Origin of the sequence: Pseudomonas sp. 18175 (assembly GCF_050432925.1) — a bacterium.
Lineage (GTDB): Bacteria > Pseudomonadota > Gammaproteobacteria > Pseudomonadales > Pseudomonadaceae > Aquipseudomonas.
This window is the reverse complement of the sequence record NZ_JBKFTO010000003.1, coordinates 355,912-378,370: the sequence shown is the minus strand read 5'-3', so window position 1 is coordinate 378,370 and position 22,459 is coordinate 355,912. Positions and strand designations below refer to the sequence as shown.

The window sequence follows — 22,459 nt, the reverse complement described above, 5'->3', positions numbered from 1 at the left end:
AGTCACCGTATGAGTTGACTGAACCGCCGCATTCGCGAGCAAGCCCGCTCCCACACTAACCCGCTTGCGCCGTTAGTTGTGTGGCGCATCAGCCTTGAGTTGCTCACGAAACGCCTTGGGTGAAAACCCGACCCGTCGGCGAAACAGCCGTGAGAAGTTGGTCGGGTCGGAAAACCCCAGCACCTCGGACATCTCGTTGATGGTCATACTGGTGTAGGTCAGCAAGCGCTTGGCTTCCAGCAACTGGCGGTCATGCATGATCTGCAACGCGGGCTGCCCGCCCAACTCCCGACAAGTCCCATTCAGGTGTGAGACCGAGATACCCAGCTTGTGGGCCAAGTCCTCAATCTTTGGGTGTTCGCGGTAGTGCTGTTCAACCAATTGAGTGAAACGCCGGAAATACTCGCGGCCACGAGGCGCTCGCGGGTGGCGGCGCTGGATGGCCTGGCGGCTGATCCACACCAGCAACACGCTGACCAGGGCGTGCATCATCATGTCCCGGGCCGGTTGGTCATCGGCGTATTCATCCTGCAGGCGGGCGAACTGATTGTTGAGGTAATGGCTGTCCTTGCCCGCCGGGTAATTGCCCAATGCCTGCAAACCGTCGACCGTTGCCCCCAGCTGCGCCTGCAAATGGCTCACCAGCGGTGCCGATAACGTCACCACGTAGCCTTCAACGTCTTCGGAAAACTTGAAACCGTGCACGCACAACGGTGGCAGTACCTGCAATGTCGCCTCATTGAGGGTGGTGCGTTGGCCTTCGATTTCCAATTGCGCCTGACCCTTGTGCACGTACAGCAACTGGCACAAATCCGCGTGCCGGTGGGGCTGGATTTCCCACTGGTATTCCCGACTGCGCCGGGAAATGGTTTCGCAGTGCAACAAATCGGGGGTGGGCCATTGCTGGTCTTCCCCGTAGAGCTTGAAGACCGGAATCGCGGTTTTGGTCATGGTTTCAATCCGATACCCAGGAGAGTGGTGCGGTAATCGCCCCGATTGGCAAAAAGCGCAGGCTTTGTCTCAGTTTTCACCTTCTTATGCCGGCCACTCAAGTGAAAAATGTCAGCAACAAGACCAATGACAACGGTTTCACTTCATCCGTTCGGATGGAATTTGCAGGCGATAAAAATAATGAAAACCCTCAAAACCCAAGTCGCCATTATCGGCGCCGGCCCCTCGGGGCTGTTGCTCGGCCAACTGCTGCACAACGCCGGAATCCAGACCCTTATCCTAGAGCGCCAGAGCGCCGATTACGTGCAAGGCCGCATCCGTGCCGGGGTGTTGGAGCAAGGCATGGTGGACTTGCTGCGCCAGGCCGGCGTCAGCCAACGCATGGACACCGAAGGGTTGGTGCATGACGGCTTTGAGTTGGCGTTGAACGGCCAGCTCACCCATATCGACCTCAAGACGTTGACCGGTGGCCAATCGGTGATGATCTATGGCCAGACCGAAGTCACCCGCGACCTGATGGCCGCCCGTGCCGCTGCCGGTGCTACCACTCTGTATGAAGTGAGTAACGTGCAGCCCCACGATCTAAAAAGTGATCGACCCTGGCTTAGCTTCGAGCACCAGGGCCAGGCCTTTCGCCTGGAGTGCGACTACATCGCCGGTTGTGATGGTTTCCACGGCGTTGCGCGCCAGTCGATCCCGGCCGACGCGCTGAAAATCTTCGAACGGGTCTACCCCTTTGGTTGGCTGGGAATCCTTGCCGACACCCCGCCCGTGCACCCGGAACTGGTGTACGCCAAACACCCTCGCGGTTTTGCCCTGTGCAGCATGCGCTCCCCGACCCGCAGCCGCTACTACCTGCAAGTGCCGGTGGAAGAGCCTTTGGATGAATGGTCGGATGAGCGCTTTTGGGGCGAACTGAAAACCCGCCTGCCCAGCGCGCTGGCCGAACGTTTGGTGACCGGCCCCTCCATTGAAAAAAGCATCGCGCCGCTGCGCAGTTTCGTGGTGGAACCGATGCAGTACGGGCGCCTGTTTTTGCTGGGAGATGCGGCGCACATCGTGCCGCCCACCGGCGCCAAGGGCTTGAACCTGGCCGCCAGTGATGTGAGTACCTTGTATCGCATCCTGCTCAAGGTGTACGGCGAAGGGCGGGTGGACTTGCTGGAGAAATACTCGGCGATTTGCCTGCGTCGTGTGTGGAAGGCTGAACGGTTTTCCTGGTGGATGACCTCGATGCTGCACCGGTTTCCGGAGGCGGATGGTTTTAGCCAGCGCATCGCCGAGAGTGAGCTGGAATACTTTGTCCACTCCGACGCTGGCCGTAGGACCATCGCCGAAAATTACGTAGGACTTCCTTACGAAGCTATTGAATAGCCTGCTATCGTATCGAGCATTCCCGCAGGCCATCTGCACCTGCGGGCTCCGCTCGAAGGTTTTATCGTGACTCAGTTCGAACACTCCGCTCCACCGGTCCCCGCTGTGCGCAGCATCCTTGTTGCGCTGATGCTGGCGATTTTTCTCGGCGCCCTGGACCAGACCATTGTCGCTGTGTCGATGCCCGCCATCTCCGCCCAGTTCCATGACGTCAACCTGCTGGCCTGGGTGATTTCCGGTTATATGGTCGCGATGACGGTGGCGGTGCCGATCTACGGCAAGCTCGGCGATCTGTACGGGCGTCGGCCGATGATGCTGATCGGCATGGGCCTGTTCACCGTGGCCTCGCTGTTCTGTGGCATGGCCCAAAGCATGGAGCAACTGGTGCTGGCGAGGGTGCTGCAGGGCATCGGTGCGGGGGGGATGATCTCGGTTAGCCAGGCGATCATCGGCGACATCATCCCGCCCCGCGAGCGTGGGCGTTACCAGGGCTATTTCAGCGGCATGTACGCGGTGGCCAGCGTGGCCGGGCCGGTGCTTGGCGGTTATATGACTGAGTACCTGTCGTGGCGCTGGGTGTTCCTGATCAACCTGCCGCTGGGTGCTGGCGCCTGGTATGTGGCCCACCGCACCCTGGTGGGGCTGCCGGTGCCGCAGCGCAAGCCGATCATCGATTACCTGGGCACCGTGTTAATGATCATCGGCCTGACCGCCTTGCTGCTGGGCATCACCGAAATCGGCCAGGGCCACGCCTGGCGCGGCCCGCAAGTACTGGGGTTGCTGGCGTGTGCACTGGTGGCATTGAGCGTGTTCGTGTGGCACGAGCGCCGTGCGCGGGAGCCGTTGCTGCCGATGCACCTGTTCGCCATCCGCAGTGCGGTGCTGTGTTGGTGCACGATTTTCTTCACCAGTTTCCAGGCGATTTCCCTGACGGTGTTGATGCCGCTGCGCTTTCAGACCGTGACCGGCTCGGGTGCCGACAGTGCCGCCTTGCACTTGCTGCCGTTGGCGATGGGCTTGCCCATGGGCGCTTATTTTGCCGGGCGCATGACCTCGGTGACCGGGCGCTATAAACCGATGATCCTCAGTGGCGCAGTGCTGAGCCCCTTGGCAATCCTCGGCATGGCGTTCAGTGCGCCCCAGGCGGTGGGGCAAACCGCGCTGTTCATGCTGTTGTGCGGGATTGCCTGTGGGCTGCAGTTCCCCACCTCGCTGGTGGGCACGCAGAATTCGGTGGAGCAACGGGACATTGGCGTGGCCACCAGCACCACCAACCTGTTCCGTTCCCTTGGTGGGGCGGTGGGGGTGGCGTGTATGTCGGCATTGCTGCTGGCGCTGTTGCAGGATTCGAGTTTCGCGCATTTGGCCAGCGGCGCGCTGGTGAGCGAGGGCGGTTCGGGCAACGTGTTGCTCGATGGGCTCAACGCCGCTCCGGGCCCGGCGCAGGATGCATTGCGCGCAGAGTTGGCGGTGACGTTTCGGCATTTGCTGCTGGTGAGCGCGGCGGTGTCGTTGCTGGGGTTGGCGGCGGCAATTGCGATGCCCAACCGGGTGTTGCGCGGGCGGGAGGACAAAGCGAAGTAACAGCCAAAATGGAGATCCAAATGTGGGAGCGGGCTTGCTCGCGAAAGCGGTGTGTCAGTCAGCTAAGCTTTAACTGATAGACCGCATTCGCGAGCAAGCCCGCTCCCACACCAGCCCGCTCTCACATTTTTGTTCGCGTCCAGCTTCAGGGGCTGTAATACCCCACCGCAACCATGTAGTGCCCCACCTTGCGCACGTACGCATGTTTGTTCTCAACCTTGTCCGTCACCGGGTTCTTCCAGCGGTATTTGTATTCCCCCTGGTCCTGCTCCGCCATCAGCTTGAGAATCGGCTCGCCCACCGGCTTGCCGTCCGGGTCCTTGATCTTGCCGAAGTCGGTGTTGATCAGCCGCAGGTTGGTGCCGTGAGCCACGTAGCGCTGGGTGTCGAGGTCCACCACAAACACATACAGGTCATCCTGCAGGAAACCACCCTGCAATGAGTTGATCGCCTTGAGGGTGCCCGCTTCATCCTTGAGCAGCGCATCTGCCGCTTTATTACGCAGGGCCCTGGCCTGTTCCGGGGTAGCCCGGGGCAGGTAGTAACCCACCGCCAGGATGCGTTCACCGACGCGCTGATAAAACACATGCTTGCGCTCGACCTTGCCGTCGTTCCAGTTCTGCCAGCGGTAGTCGGCCTGCTGGATGCCCTGGCCCTCCGGTGCCTTGAGTGCGTCCTTGAACGACTGGCGCAAGTCCGGCCCCAGCACTTCACTGACATCGCGACCGATCAACGCAGAGGAAGGCCCGCCACTGGCCAGCAGCACGCCCTGGGTATCGACCACGAACACATAGCGATCATGGTCGACAAACTCCCCTTGGCGGCTGAACGCGGCGAAGGCCTTGTCGCCGTTGCTTTGGTAGTAGGCCAAGGCTTTTTCCAGCAGCGCCTTGGCCGCTGCCGCGTCCTGTTCCGGTGTGGTGGCCGCGTGCACCTGGCTGAAACACAACAGCAGCAGCCAAGTGATTCGGAGCATTCCCTTCATGGACCGTTCCTCGTTTTTATTGGTGTGAGCAGAGCGTAGACGCCTGCGGTTCAACCCGCTGAATGTTTAGTCATGCTGCAACCAAACTCCGCGAAGCCTGAATTTATCCACCTATCCAGGCGTGTGACGCTGCTGTGTATCTACTTCACAGTGACGACGGCATGGACGGCTCCTCCGATACGCTCCCCGAGCTGGCCTTCTGGGCACTGTTTCACTGTCGTCACGCCCGCCCGCCAGACTCCTGCCTCCTACGTTGATCCACGCCTAAAGATGGCGCGCGCCTGCGTGCCTGCCCGACACAAACGTATGAGTATTCCCATGAGTGTTTTCGCGAGCCTGCACGAAGCCCAATCCTTCCTTGAGCAGCACCCGAATATCGAGATGTTCGAGCTGTTTATCCTCGACAACAACGGCGTGCCCCGTGGCAAGTTGCTGCACCGCGACGAGCTGTTGGCGGTGTACGAAAGCGGGCGGCCGCTGCCCAGCACGATCCTCGGCCTGACCATCAACGGCGATGATGTGGAAAATTCCGGGCTGGTCTGGGATGTCGGCGATATCGACTGCCGCGCCTACCCGATCAGCGGCAGCTTGCAGCCGATGCCGTGGCGCCTGATTCCCACAGCGGCGGTGCAAGTCAGCATGCACCCCACCGAAGGCTTGCCCGCCACTGTGGCCGATCCCCGGCATTTGCTGGCCAGGGTCATCGACGGGCTCAAGGCCGATGGTTATTACCCAGTGATGGCGGCGGAGCTTGAGTTTTATCTGCTGGACCAGACGCCCGACTGCAACGGCCGCCCGCAACCAGCGCGGGATGTAGGAGGCGGGCGACCACGCTCCACCCAGGTCTACGGCCTGCGCGAACTGGAGCAAATCGAACCCTTCCTCGCCGACCTCTACAGCGCCTGCAAACTGCAAGGCATTCCGGCGCGCACAGCGATTTCCGAATACGCCCCTGGCCAAGTGGAGATCACCCTTGAGCACCGCGCCGACGCCCTGCAAGCCATGGACGAAGCCGTGCGCTACAAACGCCTGGTCAAAGGCGTGGCGCATAAACACGGGATGACGGCCTGCTTTATGGCCAAACCGTTCGACGACCTGGCCGGCACCGGCATGCACATGCACGTGAGCCTGGCGGATGCCCAGGGCAATAACCTGTTCGCCAGCGAAGCGGCCGACGGCACGCCACTGCTGCGCCAGGCGGTGGGCGGCATGCTCAGCACTTTGCTCGATTCGCTGTTGCTGTTCTGCCCCAACGCCAACTCCTACCGCCGCTTCCAGGCCAACAGCTACGCGCCGTTGGCGGCCACCTGGGGCGTAGACAACCGCACCGTCAGCCTGCGCGTGCCCGGCGGCCCGGCCAACTCACGGCATATCGAACACCGCATCTGCGGCGCCGACGCGAACCCGTACCTGGCCGCCGCCGCAATCCTGGCCGGTATCCACCGAGGTATTCGCGAGCAACGCGACCCCGGAGCGCCGGTGGAGGGCAACGGGTATGCCCAGGCTAAGGCGTTACTGCCCACCGACTGGCTCACCACCTTGCGTGCGCTGGAAGGCTCCGCGTGGGCACAGCAAGCCTTCGGCAGCGAGTTCCTCGGCGTATACCTGGCGGTGAAGCGCGCGGAATATCGCCAGTTCATGGGGGAGGTGGGGGAGCAGGATTGGCGTTGGTATTTGCATCAGGCGTGAGCCTCGGTGGTTTCGACCTTTTTTTCACGTTGTGCTGGTTAAGCTGCGAATCAAGGTCGTTCACTACCGTTTCACTCATATGAGCCCGTGATGTCGCCACAACCTCCTTCCTCCATCGAGATCGAATACGCCGAGCGCTGTGGCCGTGAACATGCGAGGGTCTGCGCTGACACGCGTCCGCCTGGGCTGATGCAGCGCCTGGCGTCATGGCGCGACGAATGGTTGGTGCGCCAAGCACTTAAAGTGGCCGGTGAGCCGGGCTTGATCCTCGACCTGGCCTGTGGCTCGGGGCGGTTCTGGCCGGTGTTGGCCGAGCACGTCAACCGGGTGATCCTGGCCTCGGACAACTCCCAGGACATGCTCGACCATGCGCGCACCCATCACCCGGCGGCATTGCTCAAGCGGGTCAAGACGTTCCAGGGCTCGGCGTTTTCCATCGGCCTGTCGGCGAATGCGGTGGACTGTATTTTTTGCCTGGAATTGTTTCGTCATGTGCCCAGCAGCGAGGGGCGCTTGGCCTTGCTGCGCGAGTTTCACCGGGTCAGCCGTGACACGGTGATCGTCTCCGTCAATTCTCGTACAGCAGTAGAGGACGAGTTTCGTCAGGCGGGCTTTGAAGTGTTGAGCCACCAGGAATTCATCCCCGGCTCCAAACTCTGGCGGGTCTACGTACTGCGTAAGAGAGGATAAGCTCCGTCTGTCGGACTATTCTTACTATCCTGTCCGAGTTTTCATGGCTGCCTGTGCACTGCGGATGCTCGCAAGTCCCTTTCGCGATATATACTGCGCGCCATTCTTCAAGGGAGAGCCGTGTGGCCATCGATATTCACTGGATCTGCGACAACGATAGCCTCGGCCAGCATTGCGCCGAATGGCAGCAGTTGCCATTCGTCGCCCTCGACACCGAATTCATGCGGGTCGACACCTTTTATCCCATTGCCGGGCTGATCCAGATTGGTGATGGCGTACGCGCTTACCTGATCGATCCCCTGACCATCGACAACTGGCAACCCTTGGCCGCCTTGCTGGAGAACCCGGCGGTGATCAAGGTGGTGCACGCCTGCAGCGAAGACCTCGAAGTGTTGCTGCGCCTGACCGGCAGCTTGCCGGTGCCGCTGTTCGACACCCAGTTGGCCGCGGCCTACCTGAACCTCGGTTTCTCCATGGGCTACTCGCGCCTGGTGCAAGCCGTGCTGGATATCGAGCTGCCCAAGGGCGAGACCCGTTCGGACTGGTTGCAGCGACCACTGTCCGAGACGCAGATCAGCTACGCTGCCGAAGATGCGGTGCACCTGGCCGAAGTCTACACGCGCCTGCGCCCGCAGCTGTCCGACGACAAGTACGCCTGGGTGTTGGAAGACGGTGCCGAGCTGGTGGCCAACCTGCGCCGCGAAGTCGACCCCTTTGAGGTGTACCGCGACGCCAAGCTGGCCTGGAAACTGTCCCGCGCCCAGCTCGCCGTGCTGCGTGAACTGTGCGCCTGGCGCGAGCAGCAAGCCCGTGCCCGTGACCTGCCGCGCAACCGCATCATCCGCGAACACTCGTTGTGGCCACTGGCCAAAACCCAGCCGGACAACCTCGCGGCCTTGGGCAAGATCGAAGACATGCACCCGCGCACCGTGCGTCAGGACGGCCAGTTCCTGCTGGACCTGATCAAGCGCGCCGGCAGTGTGTCCATCGACCAATGGCCTCCCGCAGTGGCCGAGCCGTTGCCGGTGGACGCCGCTGCGCTGATCAAGCAACTGCGTGCCCTGGGCCAGGCCGAAGCCGAGCGCCTGGACATGGCGCCGGAACTGATGCTGCGCAAGAAAACCCTCGAAGCCCTGGTTAAAAGTGGCTATCCCGATGGGCCTTATAAATTGCCAGACTCGCTGCGTGGCTGGCGCCGCGAGTTGATGGGCCAGGCGCTGCTCGACAGCCTGGCCACTGCCGGAGAACAGCCTTGAAACGTATTTGCTCCATCTACCGCAGCACCAAACGCATCGGCATGTACCTCTATGTGCTCAAGAGCGACGCCCTTGAGCGCGTGCCCGAAGGCCTGCTGACGATTTTCGGCAAACCGGCCCACGCGTTTGACTTGGTGCTGACGCCCGAGCGCAAGCTGCAACAGGAAGACATCGTCCAGGTCCTGGAAAACCTCGAAAAGCAGGGCTACCACCTGCAAATGCCACCGGCCGAGGACGAGTACATCGAGCACTTGCCCGAAGAGCTGCTGCGCCGCAACGACCCGATGTGATCGGTGGGTGCCCTATGCGGGGCACCGTCTTCAATGGAATCGTATTACCGGGCGGTGGCCGTAAGGATGCGGGCGGCCGTCTGCACTGTTTTTGAAAGGTTTTAAGCATGCGTGTTCTGATTGCTGAACAGGATCACCCGCTCTACGCCCAATTGCTGGGCGAGGTGGCGCCAGACCTTGAAGTGTTGACCAGCGGCGACTCGGCCGAACTTTCACGCCTGGCCGCCGATTGCCCGGTATGGCTGGGCCAACCGGACCTGCTGGCCACCTTGTTGCGTCAGGGTCACCAGCCCCAGTGGCTGCAATCGACCTGGGCAGGCATCACGCCACTGCTGGCCGATGGCTTGCCACGCCACTATCGCCTGACCCGCGCCGTCGGCATCTATGGCCAGGTCATGGCTGAATTTGTGCTCACCTATATGCTCGGCCACGAGCGCGAAGTGCTGGCACGCCTGGTCAGCCAGGTGGAACGCAAGTGGGACGGCCGCACCGGCCAGAGCCTGGCAGGGCGCAAGGTGCTGATCGTGGGCACCGGCGATATCGGCCAGAGCGTCGCCGAGTTCCTGGTGCCGTTCGGCGTCAAGCTGTATGGCATCGCCAGTAGTGCACGGGAGCAGGCACCGTTTATCGAAGTGGCGGGTCTGGACCAGTTGGGCCGTTTGGTGGGGGAGGTGGATTACGTGATCAACCTGCTGCCCAACACGCCGAGCACACACGACCTGTACGACGCGGTGCTGTTCAAGCAATTCAAGCCCACTGGCCTGTTCATCAACGTCGGGCGCGGTGTTGCCGTGGTCGATGCCGACCTGGTCGAAGCCTTGAAGGAAGGGCATTTGGCGGGCGCGGTCATTGATGTATGCCGCCAGGAGCCGTTGCCGCAACGCCATCCGTTCTGGACAGCCTGGGGGTTGCTGCTGACCGGGCACAGTTCGGCACCGACGTCACCGCAATTGATGGTGGAGTTGTTTATGCAGAATGTGCGGGCGTATCAGGCCAAGGAAGCGTTGCGCGGCGAAGTGGATTTCGAACGCGGCTACTGACCTGCAACAGCTCCGCCGATACAAAAGCTGACAGTCAAGCTGGAACTGCTTCACTGGGTGTTTACACCCAGTGAGCGCCTACAACGCCGAAAGGTGTGCGGGCGGAAGTTTTTCCATCTATGGACAGGTCGCTCCCATGCACGTCATCAATACCTCTCGTATTCCATCATTACCTGTAACCCGCGCGGCCAACGCCACGCCGACGCCCTCGACGAACTTTGCGCTTCAGTCGCCTACTCCCCAGGTGGTGGCACCGGTGCCGCCTCTGGGCAATTTCAGCGGCGCGCTGGGCTGGCCGATCCCGATGCCGAAATCGGACCAGGATTCGTTGCGCTCATTGTTGCAAAGTGATGCGTCCGGCCTGCCCGGTCTGCCATTGGCCGAAGGGGCCAAAGGGGCGTTGGGGTATTTGCTCAGTGGCAGTGCGGTGTCCGAGCTTGACTTGAAGACACCGGGCAAAGCGCTCGAGAAACTGCTCGGCTCGCCCAAGGCCCAAGCGTTAGGGCAGGCCATACAGGACAAGCTGGCTGGGATCGCCACGGACACCAGCCTCAACGACTACCTTTTGGCAGCTATCCATTTGGGGCTTGATCCTGAGTCCCGTGAGGGTGCTTTACCCAACAGCGTCGCCGGGTTTGACCTGGCGCAGCGTTCCTACTGGGGGGCACCCGCTGCGGCAGTGATCCAAGGCTTGGCCGGGCACTTGGTTACGCAGGGCAGGGCCACCCGCCAAACCGCTGAACTGGCCGCACAGCTGTTGCTGGCCGGCCAGGCGCCTGAGTTTCTGGTCAAGGGCGTGCCCTCCAGCGTGACCTGCGGCAGTCTCCTCTGGACCCAATTTGCGATTGCCACGGCCAAACTTGAGGCGAACTCACCCGGCCGTGTCCTGAACATGAGCTATAGCGAGGTGCTGGCCGCTGCCGAAGAGATCGGCGCCGACTCGCCGGGCGTGCAAGCCACCCAGCGTAATGCCCTGGCCCTTTGGGCGGCGGTCAATGGTGTTGTTGAAAGCAATGCAACCCCGCTTGGCGAAGCTGAAATGGAGCGTATCCGGCTCGCCTACAACCGTCAGCTGAGTGCCCTGACGCGCTCAGTCACCTTGCTGCAAACCGAAGTGCCCGACCGCAAGGCGTTGGCACTGGCCCAGCTCACGGCGGCATTTCCAGAAGTGGATGCCAGCGTTTTTGAAGCCAGGACCTTGCAGAAAGCCTGGCTCAATTCAGGGCGCCCCGGGGTGTTTCCCGGCATGCGTTCCATGCTGGATATCGTCATGGAGGGAGACAAGCTGGGGGATAAGGAACATTGGATTTCCCAGGACAAACGCATTCCGATCCAGCGGTTCTGTGCGCTGTGCGAGAGCGGCAAGCTGGATGTTTCGGGCGCATTCGCCAGCGCCTATGAACAGAGCATAAAGGCCCTTGAAAGCGGGCATAAAGGCTTGGTTCTCTACCTGATTTCCACGCTGCCACCCGAAGATCGCCTGAACTTCGAATATGGCCGGCTGGAGTTCTTTCATACCAATGACTACACCATGGCCATGGACTTCACTACGCCCCTGGCCTTGAAAAAACGCGGGCATACCCTGGATGTGAAGGTGACTCGTGATGGCCAGACCCATATCTATGAGCTCGACACCCGCGCGTTCAGCGTGAAAAAACGCGATTACCTGAAGTCAACGTACACGCCGCCCTATACCGCCGCGAAGCTGGAGAGTCGGGTGGCGAATACCGTCAGCAAGACGGTGCTGTTCGACCCCTTCAAGGATCAGGCGCACCGGGCCGGCGAAAAGACGGTGCAAACAACGACGCCCGATAGCTTGGGGTCCCAGCGCAGCCACTACATTGCGAAGGTCTTCGCCCAATCGCTCGACATGCACAATGACGACCTGCTCAACCATGCCCGGGGCTACACCTCCTACGACCAGGGGCGAGCCAGGAATGATGCCATTGGCGAGTTTTTCCTCAACCTCATTCCCTTGCGTTCGGCCATCGTCAATTTCCGCAACGGCAACGTCGGCGCAGGCCTGTTTGACCTGGGCCTGGACGTGATCGGCCTGGTGACGTTGGGCGCCGGCAAGGCGGCCCAGGCGGGCAAGGTGCTGGCCAAAGGTATTTCCAGCGTCGGGGCGGTGACCAAGGCCGTGCGTTTTCTGGGGGCTACTGCAATCGAGGCGTTCAACCCCCTCAGTGGGCTGGGGGATTTGGCCAAGGGCGGCGTGCGTTTGCTGGGTCAAGGCGCTGCCAAAGGCGTGGAGACGGTCAACAAGCTCAGGGGTGCCAGTGGCAGTTACGACCTGCTTAAAGCTGCGAGTAAACACTATGGTGAAGCGGCGACCGGCAGCCTCAAGGTGGCGGGCAAGCGCACTGAAAACGGCGCGGTGCTGCATAACGGCAAATGGTATGGCTTCGACCCTGACAGGATGCGGCCCTATGGCGCACCTCTTGACGGGTTCACGCCAAGAATCCGCGCCGTGGACGGTGTGATCAAAGCCGCGAATATCGAACCCGCCCGGGCATTGAGCAATACACAATTTGCCAACTACAAGGTGCCAGCTTCGCGAATTGCCGGGCTTACGCCTGACAGTCGCGGTGTCTACGTCGCCGCCGACGGGCACCTGGCGCATATCCGCCACACCGACAGCACCGGCCTGAGTGCTGTGTACGAAGTGCGCCAGGTGACCCGGACCGCAGAGGGGGCCGTGCAGGCGCGGGTTTATCACAACAACCGGCAAACGCCGCTGCTGGTCGAGCATGTCCAGGGTGATCAATGGCAGCGTCTGGGCGCGTTGGGCGGTAGCCCGCCGTCGGTCAAAGCGGACCTTGGGCCGGAAATTGGCCGGGGTGGCGAAGGTATCGTGTACGCGAGCCTGGACGGCAAAAGTGTCTACAAGGACTTGGGGCCTACCCGGTTAACCACGGCTGAGGGGCATATCAACATGGAAGTGGTCAACTTGAACAAATACTACGGTGAAGGCTTTGCCGCCGTGATGGTCGATGAGGGCCGCAAGTACATAAAAATGGGCAGGATCGACGGCGTGGACCTCAGCCAAATCGAAAAGGGCAGCTTGCCTGCGCACGCGCGATCGTTGCTCGATGATGTGCTTGCGCAGATGGAAGCGAAGGACATTTTTCACAACGACCCACAGTTGTCGAACTTCATGTACAGCGCAAAAGACCAGAAGATTTATCCCGTGGACATGGATGCGCTATCGGCGGAGTTCATGGTGCCGGGCGTCAGCGATGTGTACGCCCGGAAAAAGGACAAGGTCCGCCGGGAGTTCAGCGAACTGCTCGCCAAAACGGCTTGATCAGCTCACGCCAGATGACTTGCAACCATAGACAGGACACCTCTCATGACGGTCATTAACCCCCCCCATAACGCTTTGCGTGACGAGCATTCGATTGTGCCGGTCGCCAACCCTCCCTCGACGGCGGTGGCAAATCAGCCCCAGGCGCTGAGCCCGCAGGTCGCTGCGCCTAGCCTGGATAATCCAGCAGCATTGAAAGCCGCTTTTGGCGACAGCTGCAATTGGCAAACCTTGGCTAAAAAGTTACAGACGCTGATCGAGGCAGTGAATAAGCGATTCCCCTCTGGCGTGCCCCTGGAGCAGGGCCAAAACACCACTCAGTTTGCAGCCGAGGTCGTGGCAAACCTGCGAAATAGCTCAATGACGGTGTGCGAAAATTCCACATTTTACCGTCAGCAGGCGCTGACTGTGCCGGGGGGTGTCAGCCTTGAGACGTTTCTGCAAGGTAGTGGCTTGGCCCTTCCTGCCACCTGGGCCGCGTTGTTCGAGCTAAACCAAATCGTGACCAGGCGGGCACAGGTTCACCCGTTGGGCAATTTCAGCGGCGCGCAGGCCTGGCCGATACCGCTCAGTGTGCAGGCGCAACAGTCGATAATCGGCTTGCTGCAAAGCTCAACTACCGGGCTGGCTGGCTTGCCGTTGGCCGACGCGCACAAAGGTGTCCTGGGTTATCTGCTCAGTGGCAGTTCAGTCACTGAGGCCGACTTGCGCGCGCCGAGTGTTGCAGTGGAGAAGTTGCTTGGTTCCCCCAAGGCCCAGGCGCTGGGGAAGGCGATCCAGGCAAAGCTGGAGGGTTTCTCCAGCGACAGCAGCGTTAATGCCTACCTGCTGGCGGCCATCCAGCTGGGGTTGGCCCCGGAATCGTTGGCCGCGCCGGCACGCACTACCGTCGCCGGTTTCGACCTGGCGCAAGACGGGCATTGGGGCCGAACAGCGGCAACGGTCATCGAGAGCCTGGGCCGGCATCTACTGGAAAAGGGGCGGGTGACCACGCAAACTGCCGACTTGGGCGCCCGTCTGTTATTGGCCAAATCGGCGCCGCAATTGCTGGTCAAGGGCATTCCCCCCAGCGTGACTTACGGTAGCCTCACGTGGGTGCAACTGGCGATTGCGACGGCGCGGATCGAGGCCGACTCGCCAGGGCGTGCGCTCAACCTCGATTACGCTCAAGTGCTGACGTTGGCCGAACAGCTCGACACGCCTGAACCTGTGCTTCGCCAGGCGCAGCAAAACGCCCTGACCGACTGGGGTGTGGCAAATGGCTTGCTGAACCCCCCTGCGCCGACAGACACCGAGTATGAGCGAGTAAAGACGGCCTACAACAGCCAGCTGGCGGCCTTGAAGACCGCGAATACCTTGGCGCAAACGCCTATTCCCAGCCGTCGGGAGATGGCGCTGGACGCACTCAAGCAAGCCTTCCCTGAGCTCGACCCCACGGTCTTCGAGGCGCCGACCCTGCACAAGGCATTCCTGATTCCAGGGCGTCCTGGTCGATTTCCCGGCATGCAGTCCATGCTGGATATCGTCATGCATGGCGGCCAGTTGGGCCCGAATGAACATTGGGTGTCCCAGGACTCACGCATTCCCATCACCTCGTTTTGCCAACGCTATGCCGCTGGCAAGCTGGATGTCTCGGCGGCGTTCAAGTCCGCGTACGACCAGGCGATCACCTCCATCGAAGCGGGCCAGCAAGGCCTGGCCAAGTACTTGATGTCCACGTTGCCGCCCCAGGACCGGCAGAACCTGGAACTCGGGCAACTGGAGTTCTTTCATACCAATGACTACACGCTGGCCATGGACATGACCTCCAAGCCTACCCTGACTAATCGCGGGCACACCTTGCAGGTAAAAACCACGCGTGGCGGGGAGGTCAATATCTATGAGATCGACACGCGAAATGCCACGATCAAGCAGCAGAATTATCTGCGGGCACGCTATACACCGCCTTACACGGAAAAAAACCTGCACCACCGCAACGCCAACGTCGTGAGCAAAACGGTGGTGCTTGAACCCTTCAAGAACACACCGCCCAGCCAGATGCCTTCAACGCGCAGTGATTACATCGCTCAGGCATTTGCCAAGTCACTTGACCTGCGTAATGACGACTTGTTGCAGCTGGCCAGGGGGGTGACCTCCTTTGACGAAGCCGCATCGACCAGCAAGGCCATCGGCGAGTTCTTCCTGAACCTGATTCCGCTGAGATCGGCCATCGTCAACTTCAAGAACGGCAATGTGGCCGATGGGTTGTTCGATTTGAGCCTGGATTTCATCGGGCTGGTCACGCTGGGGGCCGGCAAGGCCGCGCAAGCCGGGAAGGCGCTCTCAAAAGGTTTTTCCAGTGTGCGGGGGGCGGCCAGGGCGGCGCGATTCATTGGTGCTACCGCTATTGAAGCGGTCAACCCCTTGAGCGGCGCAGGGGACTTGGCGCTGGGGGGGGCACGGCTCGCCGTCGCAGGCATGCAGCGAGTGCTCTCCAAAGGCCTGGAGGCGGTCAACGCACTCCGGGGCGCGAGCGGCAGTTATCACCTGTTGAAGGCCGTCAGCAAGCAGCACGACGCGGCGGCTACCGGCGCCTTCAAGGTGGCGGGCGAGCGTGTGGAAGGTGGCGCGGTTTTGCATAACGGCCAATGGTATGCGTTCGATACGGCAACAATGCGCGCCTATGGTAGCCCGCTCGACGACTTCACTGCCTATACCCATGCCGTGGAGGGTGTGGCCGGCAGCGCCTACGTGGAACCGGGCAGTGCATTGAGCAACGCCCTGTTTCGGCCGTTCAATGTGCCGGACGCAACCATCAAGGGTATTTCACGCAACAGCCAGGGCGTTTACGTGGCTGCCGACGGCCACTCGTCCTACATCCGCCATACCGACAGTGCCGGGCAAACCGCTGTGTATGAGGTTCGCCAAGTCACGCGCGGCGAAGACGGTGCAGTTCAAGCGCGGATCTATCACAACAATCGGCAAACCGAGCTTCTGGTCCAGCATGTCGAAGGCGATCAGTGGCAGCGCCTGGGCGCACTGGGCGGTGTGTATATCAACGCGGACCACCTGCGCGCGTGGGAAGCGCTTCCCGTTGTGCAACAGCAAAAAATAACCGTGCAAGGTTTCGCCAAGCAGCATCGGCTCAACCCACCCACCTGGGCGCACTTTGTGCAGGCCGATGGCCGCTTGAGCGCTGCGGGAATCATCGTGCGTGATCGCGCGGCGGGTACTGCGCTGAATGCGATCAAACCTGCGCATCTGCGTGATTGGCAGGGGATGACGCAGCAAGCCCGCGATGCAATGACCATGGAGGGTTTTGCCGGTGTGCATAACCTGTCCATCAGCGATTTCAAGGCTCACGTTCTGCAAACCGGCAATCTTGCCGCCCGCGGCGAAGCACTACTGTTCACGGCCGGCGGCGGCACCTACAACACGCTGACCGACGGGCATTTGTGGCAGTGGCACCAGCTTGTCCAGCAGCCTGGCAATCGGGTCACGCCTGCGGCGTTCAGACGTCAGCACAACCTCAGTCCTGTCACGTGGACTGCGTATGTCTATATCGACGGCTCCTTGAGCCCGGCAGGTTTGAGGCGTAGCCGAGGTACGCCTGCGGGCGTCACTGTCCAACCGCCGACATCGCTGCCCACCCCTGGCCCCTCACGTAAACGTCCGGCCTCTGACCCCTTGGATCCGGTGCAGGAGGAACCGCTGGATCTGACAACCCCCAAGGCTCCCGCGCCCGCGCCGGTCGTGCCGCCCGTCATCAAGCTTGAGCCCGATGCCCCCCCGTTGCGCACACTGGGCCCCCATCAGGTGGATAACTCGCTGCCCATCCTGCAAGACCCGTCGAACCCCAAGCTCAGCCTGACCCAGGCGCTGGAGGGGCCTATCGATGACATACGGATCTCCAACTGGAATGGTCTGTTGGACGGGTTGGGTTCGGCGCAGAAAACCTCGGTTGGCAACCGCATCAAGGCCTCGATCAAAGACTGGCTGCGCAGTGAAGGCAATCACGGCGCCAAGTTCGATGAGGCGATGGAGGTGATTACGCCGCTGGACGATGGCGGGCCGGCGCGCGGGGCGTCGGTGTGGGCGCGGCGCGATATTCCCCAGTTCGAAGTGCTGGGGCCATATTCAGGCAAATATCATGCATCCGAAGCGTCGCTGTTTGAGGAGCAGCGCAAGCAAGGCTCGCGGGCGGTGCTGACCTATCTGTTCGGTACACGCTCAGGCAGTCGTTCGGTGAGCGCGCTGAACACCGGCAATACCCTGAGCCTGATCAATACGTCGCAGCTCAGGAACGGGCCGGCGTGGCAGGCGAATAACGTCGCGTCCATTTCGGTGGGGAAGAACTTGACGTTCTACGTGTCGCTCAAAGACATCAAGGCCGGCGACGAGTTGTTGGTGGACTATGGCCCGTTCTACAACCCGGTGCCTGACATTGCGATCAAGCTCGATCCCGACGCCTGATCGGTCACCGCTGAAGCTGCACCTGTCGGGGTGCAGCTGAATGGGGCGTCAAAGGCTGAAATCACCTTCCGACACCAGCTCGCTCAGCGGCCGGCGCGGGCTCGGCGCTTCACGACCTTGCAGGTATTCCGGCAGGGTCGATTTATCCCCCAGCTTGCCCACCGCCACGGCGGCATGCAGGGCATAACCTTCGGGGATTTTCAGCTCTTTGCGGGTCAGTTCCTGATCGAAGCCGGCCATGCCGTGGGTGTGATAGCCGCTGAGGCTGGCTTGCAACGCCAGGTGGCCCCAGGCGGAACCGGTGTCGAAGGTGTGCCACAGCGCTGGGGTTTCTTCGCTGGCGCCGGGGGCGGTGAAGTCGGTCTTCGAGGCGATGATCACCAGCGCTGAGGCGTGCTGCGCCCAACCACGGTTGAATTCATTCAGCAGGCCGAGGAAACGCTCCCAGTCCGGCGTGTCGCGGCGCGCGTACAGAAAACGCCATGGCTGCGAGTTGTAGGCGGAGGGGGCCCAGCGTGCCGCTTCGAAGAAGCTCAGCAGGGTTTCTTGCGGAATGCTCTCGCCGGTAAACGCCCGCGGCGACCAGCGTTCGGTGAACTGAGTGTGGATCGGGTAATCGGCAACACGTGTCATGGGCAGCGGTTCCTGAGGGTCAATTCGGCGTTCAAAGCTACTGCGCGCCCGCTAGACTGACAAGTGTTGTTACACCGCCAGTCGCAAGCACTTGGTTCCACGGGCCTTGGGCACTAGACTGGCGGCCTTTTCACCTACCGATACTGATTTAGAGCCATGGCCGCCAAAGTCGAACCTTTCTGGATACGCAAAACCCTCGAACACCTCGACCAGGAGGAGTGGGAGTCGTTGTGCGACGGCTGTGGCCTGTGTTGCCTGCAAAAGCTTGAGGATGAAGACGACAACAGCGTTTATTACACGCGTATCGCCTGCAAACTGCTCGACCTGAAAACCTGCCAGTGCAGCGACTACCCCAACCGTCGCGCTTCGGTGCCCGACTGCATCCAGCTCACCCCGGGGCAGGCCGACCAGTTCAAATGGCTGCCGCCGACCTGCGGTTACCGCCTGGTCAGTGAGCGCAAGGACCTGCCGCTGTGGCACCACTTGGTCTGCGGCGACCGTGACGCCGTGCACCACGAACGTATTTCCCAGTCCGGGCGCATGCTTAGCGAAGGCAGCGTGCCCGAAGACGACTGGGAGGATTACCTGATCTTCCGCGCAGGCTGAACAAGGAGTGTGTATGAGGGTGGCAACCAAGCTGGCGGCATCGGTCATGGTGCTGGCGCTGAGCATGCCTGCGTGGTGCGCGAAGAAAGTCGACCTGGATTACCACGTCAAGTTGCTGCCCCAGAGCGATCAAGCCGAGGTGCGCCTGAGCCTGTCCCAGGGTGCGGCGGTGCGCAGCCTGGATTTCGACCTGGGCCACGACGGTGACTACAGCGACTTCAAGGCCGACGGCCAGTGGCGTGTCACCGGCAGCCGTGGCCTGTGGCAACCCAGCGCGAGCAAGGCCAGCTTGACCTACCGCGTACGCCTGACCCACGCACGCAAGCCCGGCATCTATGAAGCCCGCATGACGCCGAGTTGGGCGCTGTTTCGTGGCGAAGACCTGGTGCCCACCGCCCGTCTCGACCAACAAGATGGCATCGAGTTGGTCTCACGCCTGGCATTCGAACTGCCGGCTGGCTGGAAAAGCATCGAGACGGCCTGGCCGCGCATCGGCAAGAACACGTTTCGCATCGACAATGTGTCCCGCCTGTTCGACCGACCTACTGGCTGGATGCTCGCTGGCACCCTGGGCAGCCGCCGGGTGCGCCTGGGCGAGACCGAAGTCACCGTGGCCTCGCCCAAGGGCCAGGCCATGCGCCGCATGGACGTGCTGACGTTGCTGACCTTCGTCTGGCCCCAGGTGGAAGCGGCGTTCCCACGGCATCCGGCCAAGCTGCTGGTAGTGGGTGCCAGTGACCCGATGCGGCGCGGTGCTTTTTCGGCGCGTGATTCGATTTACCTCAACAGCCGCACACCGTTGGTCAGTGAGAACGGCAGCAGCCCGCTGATCCGCGAAGTGGTGCAGGCGATTGGTCGCTTCAATGATCACGACACCAGCGACTGGATCAGCGAAGGCATGGCCGAGTACTACGCTATCGAACTGGTGCGCCGTGCGGGTGGTATCACGGATGAGCGCTATCAGGCGATCCAGGCCAGGTTGGCGAAGGAGGGCAAGGACGTGACCACCTTGCGCGGCGAGCACGTCAGCGGCGCGACGGTTTCCCGGGCGGTGGTGGTGTTGCAGGAGTTGGATCGCGAGATTCGGGTGAAAACCCATAACAAGCGCTCGCTGGATGATTTGGCGCAGGCGGTGATGCGGGCGAACAGCATTACCACGGCGGAGTTTGTGCAGTTGGCTGAAAGTGTGATTGGCGAGTCGTCGGTGGTGCTGGACAGCAAGTTATTGCACTGATCCCAAGCCTTGCACAGAACCAAATGTGGGAGCGGGCTTGCTCGCGAAGGCGGTGTGTCAGTTAGCTCATCTTTAACTGACACACCGCATTCGCGAGCAAGCCCGCTCCCACATTTAGATCTCCATTGTTAGGAAGATCGTTGTTAGCCAGTGGTTTTTTCAGCAGCCACTTCGGCTTTGGTCTTTAAGTTTTTCAGCTCGGCACCCGCCCGTTCGATCTTAGTACGCACGCTGTTCATCTCTTGCCGGCTTTGTTCCAACTTGTCCTTGAGCGAACTGTGCCCGGTAAACCCGCGAGCCAGCGCCACACCGCCAATCGCCACCTGGATCAACCCGAAAATCCCACCACGGCGCAGGCCTTTGCCCACCATCATCACACCACCGGCCACCGAGCCGATGCGCTCCCAGCCGTGCACGTTTTGTGTGGGCTGGGTCTCGAAGGGGGTGTGTTCGATGATAGGTCGCAAGGTTTTGCTGTCGCTCATGATCTGTCTCCAACAAGGCTATTGATAAGTAGCTGACTGCGCGCAGGCGCCGGATGTTCCCAAAAGATCAGTACTTGGGGCCAGAACGGGTGTTGTTGCCCTTGGCCAGGCGGTCATACAGCACCACGTTGACGGTGGCGGCGAGGTTCATGCAACCGGTGGTCGGGATATACACCACGTCTTCACACCAGTCGCGGATCTCTTTATCAAGGGAGCCGTCTTCGGGGCCGAAAATGTACAGTGCACGGTCGGGGTGGGTGTACTCCGGCAGGGGGCGGGCGCCTTCCACCAGTTCCACGGCGACGGGAATGCAGCCCAGGGGCAGGATTTTTTTCAGGTCATCGATGCCGATCAGCGGAATGTCGTGGTGGACCTTCTTGGTATCGGTGATGAAATCCCGCGCACGCTCGTAGCGCACGCCGGTGTAGAACACCGAGGCCACGCCGTAGCAGCCGGCGGCGCGCATCACCGAGCCGACGTTTTCGGGGGATTTGGGGTTATACAGGCCGATGCAGCTGTAGCGTTTATTGCCCACGGGGAAGGGTGCCTTGGAGGAAAACGGCGATTATACGGCCTTGGGCTCATGTGGTGTTTGTGGGATCGCCTTCGCGAGCAAGTCGAATCGTCGCACCGCCGCTCCCACATTCGACCGCATTCCAAAAGATGTACGCGAACAAATGTGGGAGGGGGCTTGCCCCCGATGAGGCCAGTACAGGCAACAAAGGACTATCAGTCGTCCTTCTTCATCAACCCCGCCAACGCCGCAAACGGGTTGTGCGTAGCCTTGGCAATCGTCGGGCTGCTGGTGGAGCCTTCGCCGAAGTACTGCTGGTCGGTGTAGCGCGAGTGTTCGTTGTCGTGGCAATACAGGCACAACAACTCCCAGTTGGAGCCGTCCTGGGGATTGTCATCATGATTGTGGTTGCGGTGGTGCACGGTCAGTTCGCTCAGGCGTTTGCCGGCGAATTCGCGGGCGCAGCGGCCGCAGACGTGGGGGTACATCTTCAAGGCTTTGTCGCGGTAGCCCATTTCCCGGTCGCGCTGGGCATCGGCGAGGATGCGGTCCAGCTTGGCGGTGTGGGAGGGCGGGTTGGTTGAGCTCATCATGGCTCCTAATTATCGGGTGGTCACGGATACGCTTGATTCTAGCCGGTCGCGGCGCAATTAGCCCTTGAGCTTTTCCGCAATCCAGATGGTGTGCCGCGTGCCCTTGTTGCCATGGGCAAACACCTGCACTTCCTCGGCCTTGAATCCGGCCTTGCGCAGTTTGTCGCTGAACAGCTTGTCGGCGCTGGCCGACCACACCGCCAGCACACCCTTGGGTCGCAGGGCCTTGGCGCAGGCGGCGAGGCCTCCTGCGGAGTAGAGCCAGCTGTTGGCTTTTTGCGTGAGGCCTTCGGGGCCGTTGTCCACGTCCAGCATGATCGCGTCAAAGCCCTGGGGCTCGGCCTGCAGCACCTTGGCCACGTCTTCCATGCGGATCACCGTGCGCGGGTCCAGCAGTGGGCGGCCGGATTTTTCCCCCAGTGGTCCACGGTTCCATTCCACCACGCCCGGCACCAACTCCGCGACGACGACTTCGGCAGTCTTGCCCAGATGTTTGAGCGCCGAGGCGAGGGTGAAGCCCATGCCCAAGCCGCCGATCAATACCCGTGAATCGGGGCGACCGGCGACCTTGCGGCAGGGAATCTCGGCCAGCGCATCTTCGGAGCCGTGCATGCGCGTGTTCATCAATTGGCCGCCGTCGCCGCCCTGGATCTTGATGACAAAGTCTTCACCGTATTCGAACAGGCACAAGGCACCGCCGTTGTCGGGGATCGGGGTGGTGTCCAGCAGAACGAAACGTTTCATGGAAATCTCATTGGGAAGGGCATTCTTGCGCG

18 protein-coding genes are annotated in these 22,459 nt (G+C 61.3%); 11 read left to right on the top strand and 7 right to left on the bottom strand.

What is annotated here, in order from left to right; all coding sequences use genetic code 11:
- Nucleotides 1–72 precede the first annotated feature (72 nt).
- Nucleotides 73–951, bottom strand: coding sequence for a helix-turn-helix domain-containing protein (locus tag ACLD1Y_RS06705; protein ID WP_429476544.1), 879 nt, complete (start codon nt 949–951; stop codon nt 73–75).
- Nucleotides 952–1,131: 180 nt separating this feature from the next.
- Between ACLD1Y_RS06705 and pobA the strand changes: the two genes are divergently transcribed.
- Together pobA and ACLD1Y_RS06695 are read left to right on the top strand one after the other, a co-directional pair.
- A complete protein-coding gene (pobA, locus tag ACLD1Y_RS06700; RefSeq protein WP_429476542.1) occupies nt 1,132–2,325 on the top strand; it encodes a 4-hydroxybenzoate 3-monooxygenase in 1,194 nt (397 codons plus the stop codon).
- Nucleotides 2,326–2,454: 129 nt separating this feature from the next.
- Nucleotides 2,455–3,909, top strand: a complete 1,455-nt coding sequence (locus ACLD1Y_RS06695) for an MDR family MFS transporter (RefSeq protein ID WP_429476580.1) — start codon at nt 2,455–2,457, stop codon at nt 3,907–3,909.
- 145 nt (nt 3,910–4,054) lie between these two features.
- On the opposite strand, the gene ACLD1Y_RS06690 is transcribed toward ACLD1Y_RS06695, so the two are convergent.
- The gene (locus ACLD1Y_RS06690) at nt 4,055–4,894 is read right to left on the bottom strand and encodes a cache domain-containing protein (protein WP_429476540.1); all 840 of its coding nucleotides are present in this window, start codon (nt 4,892–4,894) and stop codon (nt 4,055–4,057) included.
- Nucleotides 4,895–5,212: 318 nt separating this feature from the next.
- Here ACLD1Y_RS06690 and ACLD1Y_RS06685 point away from each other — a divergent pair, with 318 nt between their 5' ends.
- The 7 genes from ACLD1Y_RS06685 to ACLD1Y_RS06655 all read left to right on the top strand — a co-directional run bounded on the left by ACLD1Y_RS06685 (nt 5,213) and on the right by ACLD1Y_RS06655 (nt 17,618).
- The gene (locus ACLD1Y_RS06685) at nt 5,213–6,583 is read left to right on the top strand and encodes a glutamine synthetase family protein (RefSeq protein WP_429476538.1); all 1,371 of its coding nucleotides are present in this window, start codon (nt 5,213–5,215) and stop codon (nt 6,581–6,583) included.
- A gap of 90 nt (nt 6,584–6,673) precedes the next feature.
- A complete protein-coding gene (locus ACLD1Y_RS06680; protein ID WP_429476536.1) occupies nt 6,674–7,273 on the top strand; it encodes a class I SAM-dependent methyltransferase in 600 nt (199 codons plus the stop codon).
- 122 nt (nt 7,274–7,395) lie between these two features.
- Nucleotides 7,396–8,529, top strand: coding sequence for a ribonuclease D (gene rnd / locus ACLD1Y_RS06675; protein WP_429476534.1), 1,134 nt, complete (start codon nt 7,396–7,398; stop codon nt 8,527–8,529).
- A complete protein-coding gene (locus ACLD1Y_RS06670) occupies nt 8,526–8,819 on the top strand; it encodes a YcgL domain-containing protein (protein WP_429476532.1) in 294 nt (97 codons plus the stop codon). Before rnd ends, ACLD1Y_RS06670 begins: the two co-directional genes overlap by 4 nt.
- A gap of 107 nt (nt 8,820–8,926) precedes the next feature.
- Nucleotides 8,927–9,859: a D-2-hydroxyacid dehydrogenase gene (locus ACLD1Y_RS06665; protein ID WP_429476530.1), complete on the top strand. Its 933-nt coding sequence runs from the start codon at nt 8,927–8,929 to the stop codon at nt 9,857–9,859.
- Nucleotides 9,860–9,995: 136 nt separating this feature from the next.
- Nucleotides 9,996–13,166: a hypothetical protein gene (locus tag ACLD1Y_RS06660; protein WP_429476528.1), complete on the top strand. Its 3,171-nt coding sequence runs from the start codon at nt 9,996–9,998 to the stop codon at nt 13,164–13,166.
- Between the two features lie 45 nt (nt 13,167–13,211).
- On the top strand, nt 13,212–17,618 hold the full coding sequence (locus ACLD1Y_RS06655) for an SET domain-containing protein-lysine N-methyltransferase (RefSeq protein ID WP_429476526.1): 4,407 nt from the start codon (nt 13,212–13,214) through the stop codon (nt 17,616–17,618).
- A 48-nt stretch (nt 17,619–17,666) separates the two neighbouring features.
- On the opposite strand, the gene ACLD1Y_RS06650 is transcribed toward ACLD1Y_RS06655, so the two are convergent.
- On the bottom strand, nt 17,667–18,251 hold the full coding sequence (locus tag ACLD1Y_RS06650; RefSeq protein ID WP_429476524.1) for a nitroreductase family protein: 585 nt from the start codon (nt 18,249–18,251) through the stop codon (nt 17,667–17,669).
- Between the two features lie 156 nt (nt 18,252–18,407).
- Here ACLD1Y_RS06650 and ACLD1Y_RS06645 point away from each other — a divergent pair, with 156 nt between their 5' ends.
- Both ACLD1Y_RS06645 and ACLD1Y_RS06640 read left to right on the top strand, forming a co-directional pair.
- A complete protein-coding gene (locus tag ACLD1Y_RS06645; RefSeq protein ID WP_065950524.1) occupies nt 18,408–18,857 on the top strand; it encodes a YcgN family cysteine cluster protein in 450 nt (149 codons plus the stop codon).
- A 13-nt stretch (nt 18,858–18,870) separates the two neighbouring features.
- On the top strand, nt 18,871–20,091 hold the full coding sequence (locus ACLD1Y_RS06640) for a hypothetical protein (protein ID WP_429476522.1): 1,221 nt from the start codon (nt 18,871–18,873) through the stop codon (nt 20,089–20,091).
- 143 nt (nt 20,092–20,234) lie between these two features.
- On the opposite strand, the gene ACLD1Y_RS06635 is transcribed toward ACLD1Y_RS06640, so the two are convergent.
- The 4 genes from ACLD1Y_RS06635 to ACLD1Y_RS06620 form a co-directional block, all read right to left on the bottom strand.
- Nucleotides 20,235–20,576 (bottom strand): YgaP family membrane protein, encoded by a 342-nt coding sequence (locus ACLD1Y_RS06635; protein WP_429476520.1) that lies wholly within the window; start codon nt 20,574–20,576, stop codon nt 20,235–20,237.
- Between the two features lie 67 nt (nt 20,577–20,643).
- Nucleotides 20,644–21,111, bottom strand: coding sequence for an RNA methyltransferase (locus tag ACLD1Y_RS06630; RefSeq protein WP_003189607.1), 468 nt, complete (start codon nt 21,109–21,111; stop codon nt 20,644–20,646).
- 194 nt (nt 21,112–21,305) lie between these two features.
- A complete protein-coding gene (locus ACLD1Y_RS06625) occupies nt 21,306–21,680 on the bottom strand; it encodes a YajD family HNH nuclease (RefSeq protein WP_003210675.1) in 375 nt (124 codons plus the stop codon).
- A 60-nt stretch (nt 21,681–21,740) separates the two neighbouring features.
- Complete coding sequence (locus ACLD1Y_RS06620) at nt 21,741–22,427, bottom strand: spermidine synthase (protein ID WP_032888736.1); 687 nt, start codon at nt 22,425–22,427, stop codon at nt 21,741–21,743.
- Between the last annotated feature and the right edge of the window lie 32 nt (nt 22,428–22,459).

Coding starts and splice junctions, on each gene's coding strand:
- ACLD1Y_RS06665 (WP_429476530.1), top strand. CDS start 8,927: ATGCGTGTTCTGATTGCTGAACAGGATCACCCGCTCTACGCCCAATTG.
- ACLD1Y_RS06655 (WP_429476526.1), top strand. CDS start 13,212: ATGACGGTCATTAACCCCCCCCATAACGCTTTGCGTGACGAGCATTCG.
- ACLD1Y_RS06650 (WP_429476524.1), bottom strand. CDS start 18,251: ATGACACGTGTTGCCGATTACCCGATCCACACTCAGTTCACCGAACGC.
- ACLD1Y_RS06620 (WP_032888736.1), bottom strand. CDS start 22,427: ATGAAACGTTTCGTTCTGCTGGACACCACCCCGATCCCCGACAACGGC.
- ACLD1Y_RS06690 (WP_429476540.1), bottom strand. CDS start 4,894: ATGAAGGGAATGCTCCGAATCACTTGGCTGCTGCTGTTGTGTTTCAGC.
- ACLD1Y_RS06695 (WP_429476580.1), top strand. CDS start 2,455: ATGCTGGCGATTTTTCTCGGCGCCCTGGACCAGACCATTGTCGCTGTG.
- pobA (WP_429476542.1), top strand. CDS start 1,132: ATGAAAACCCTCAAAACCCAAGTCGCCATTATCGGCGCCGGCCCCTCG.
- ACLD1Y_RS06625 (WP_003210675.1), bottom strand. CDS start 21,680: ATGAGCTCAACCAACCCGCCCTCCCACACCGCCAAGCTGGACCGCATC.
- ACLD1Y_RS06660 (WP_429476528.1), top strand. CDS start 9,996: ATGCACGTCATCAATACCTCTCGTATTCCATCATTACCTGTAACCCGC.
- ACLD1Y_RS06635 (WP_429476520.1), bottom strand. CDS start 20,576: ATGAGCGACAGCAAAACCTTGCGACCTATCATCGAACACACCCCCTTC.
- ACLD1Y_RS06705 (WP_429476544.1), bottom strand. CDS start 951: ATGACCAAAACCGCGATTCCGGTCTTCAAGCTCTACGGGGAAGACCAG.
- ACLD1Y_RS06645 (WP_065950524.1), top strand. CDS start 18,408: ATGGCCGCCAAAGTCGAACCTTTCTGGATACGCAAAACCCTCGAACAC.
- ACLD1Y_RS06685 (WP_429476538.1), top strand. CDS start 5,213: ATGAGTGTTTTCGCGAGCCTGCACGAAGCCCAATCCTTCCTTGAGCAG.
- ACLD1Y_RS06680 (WP_429476536.1), top strand. CDS start 6,674: ATGTCGCCACAACCTCCTTCCTCCATCGAGATCGAATACGCCGAGCGC.
- ACLD1Y_RS06640 (WP_429476522.1), top strand. CDS start 18,871: ATGAGGGTGGCAACCAAGCTGGCGGCATCGGTCATGGTGCTGGCGCTG.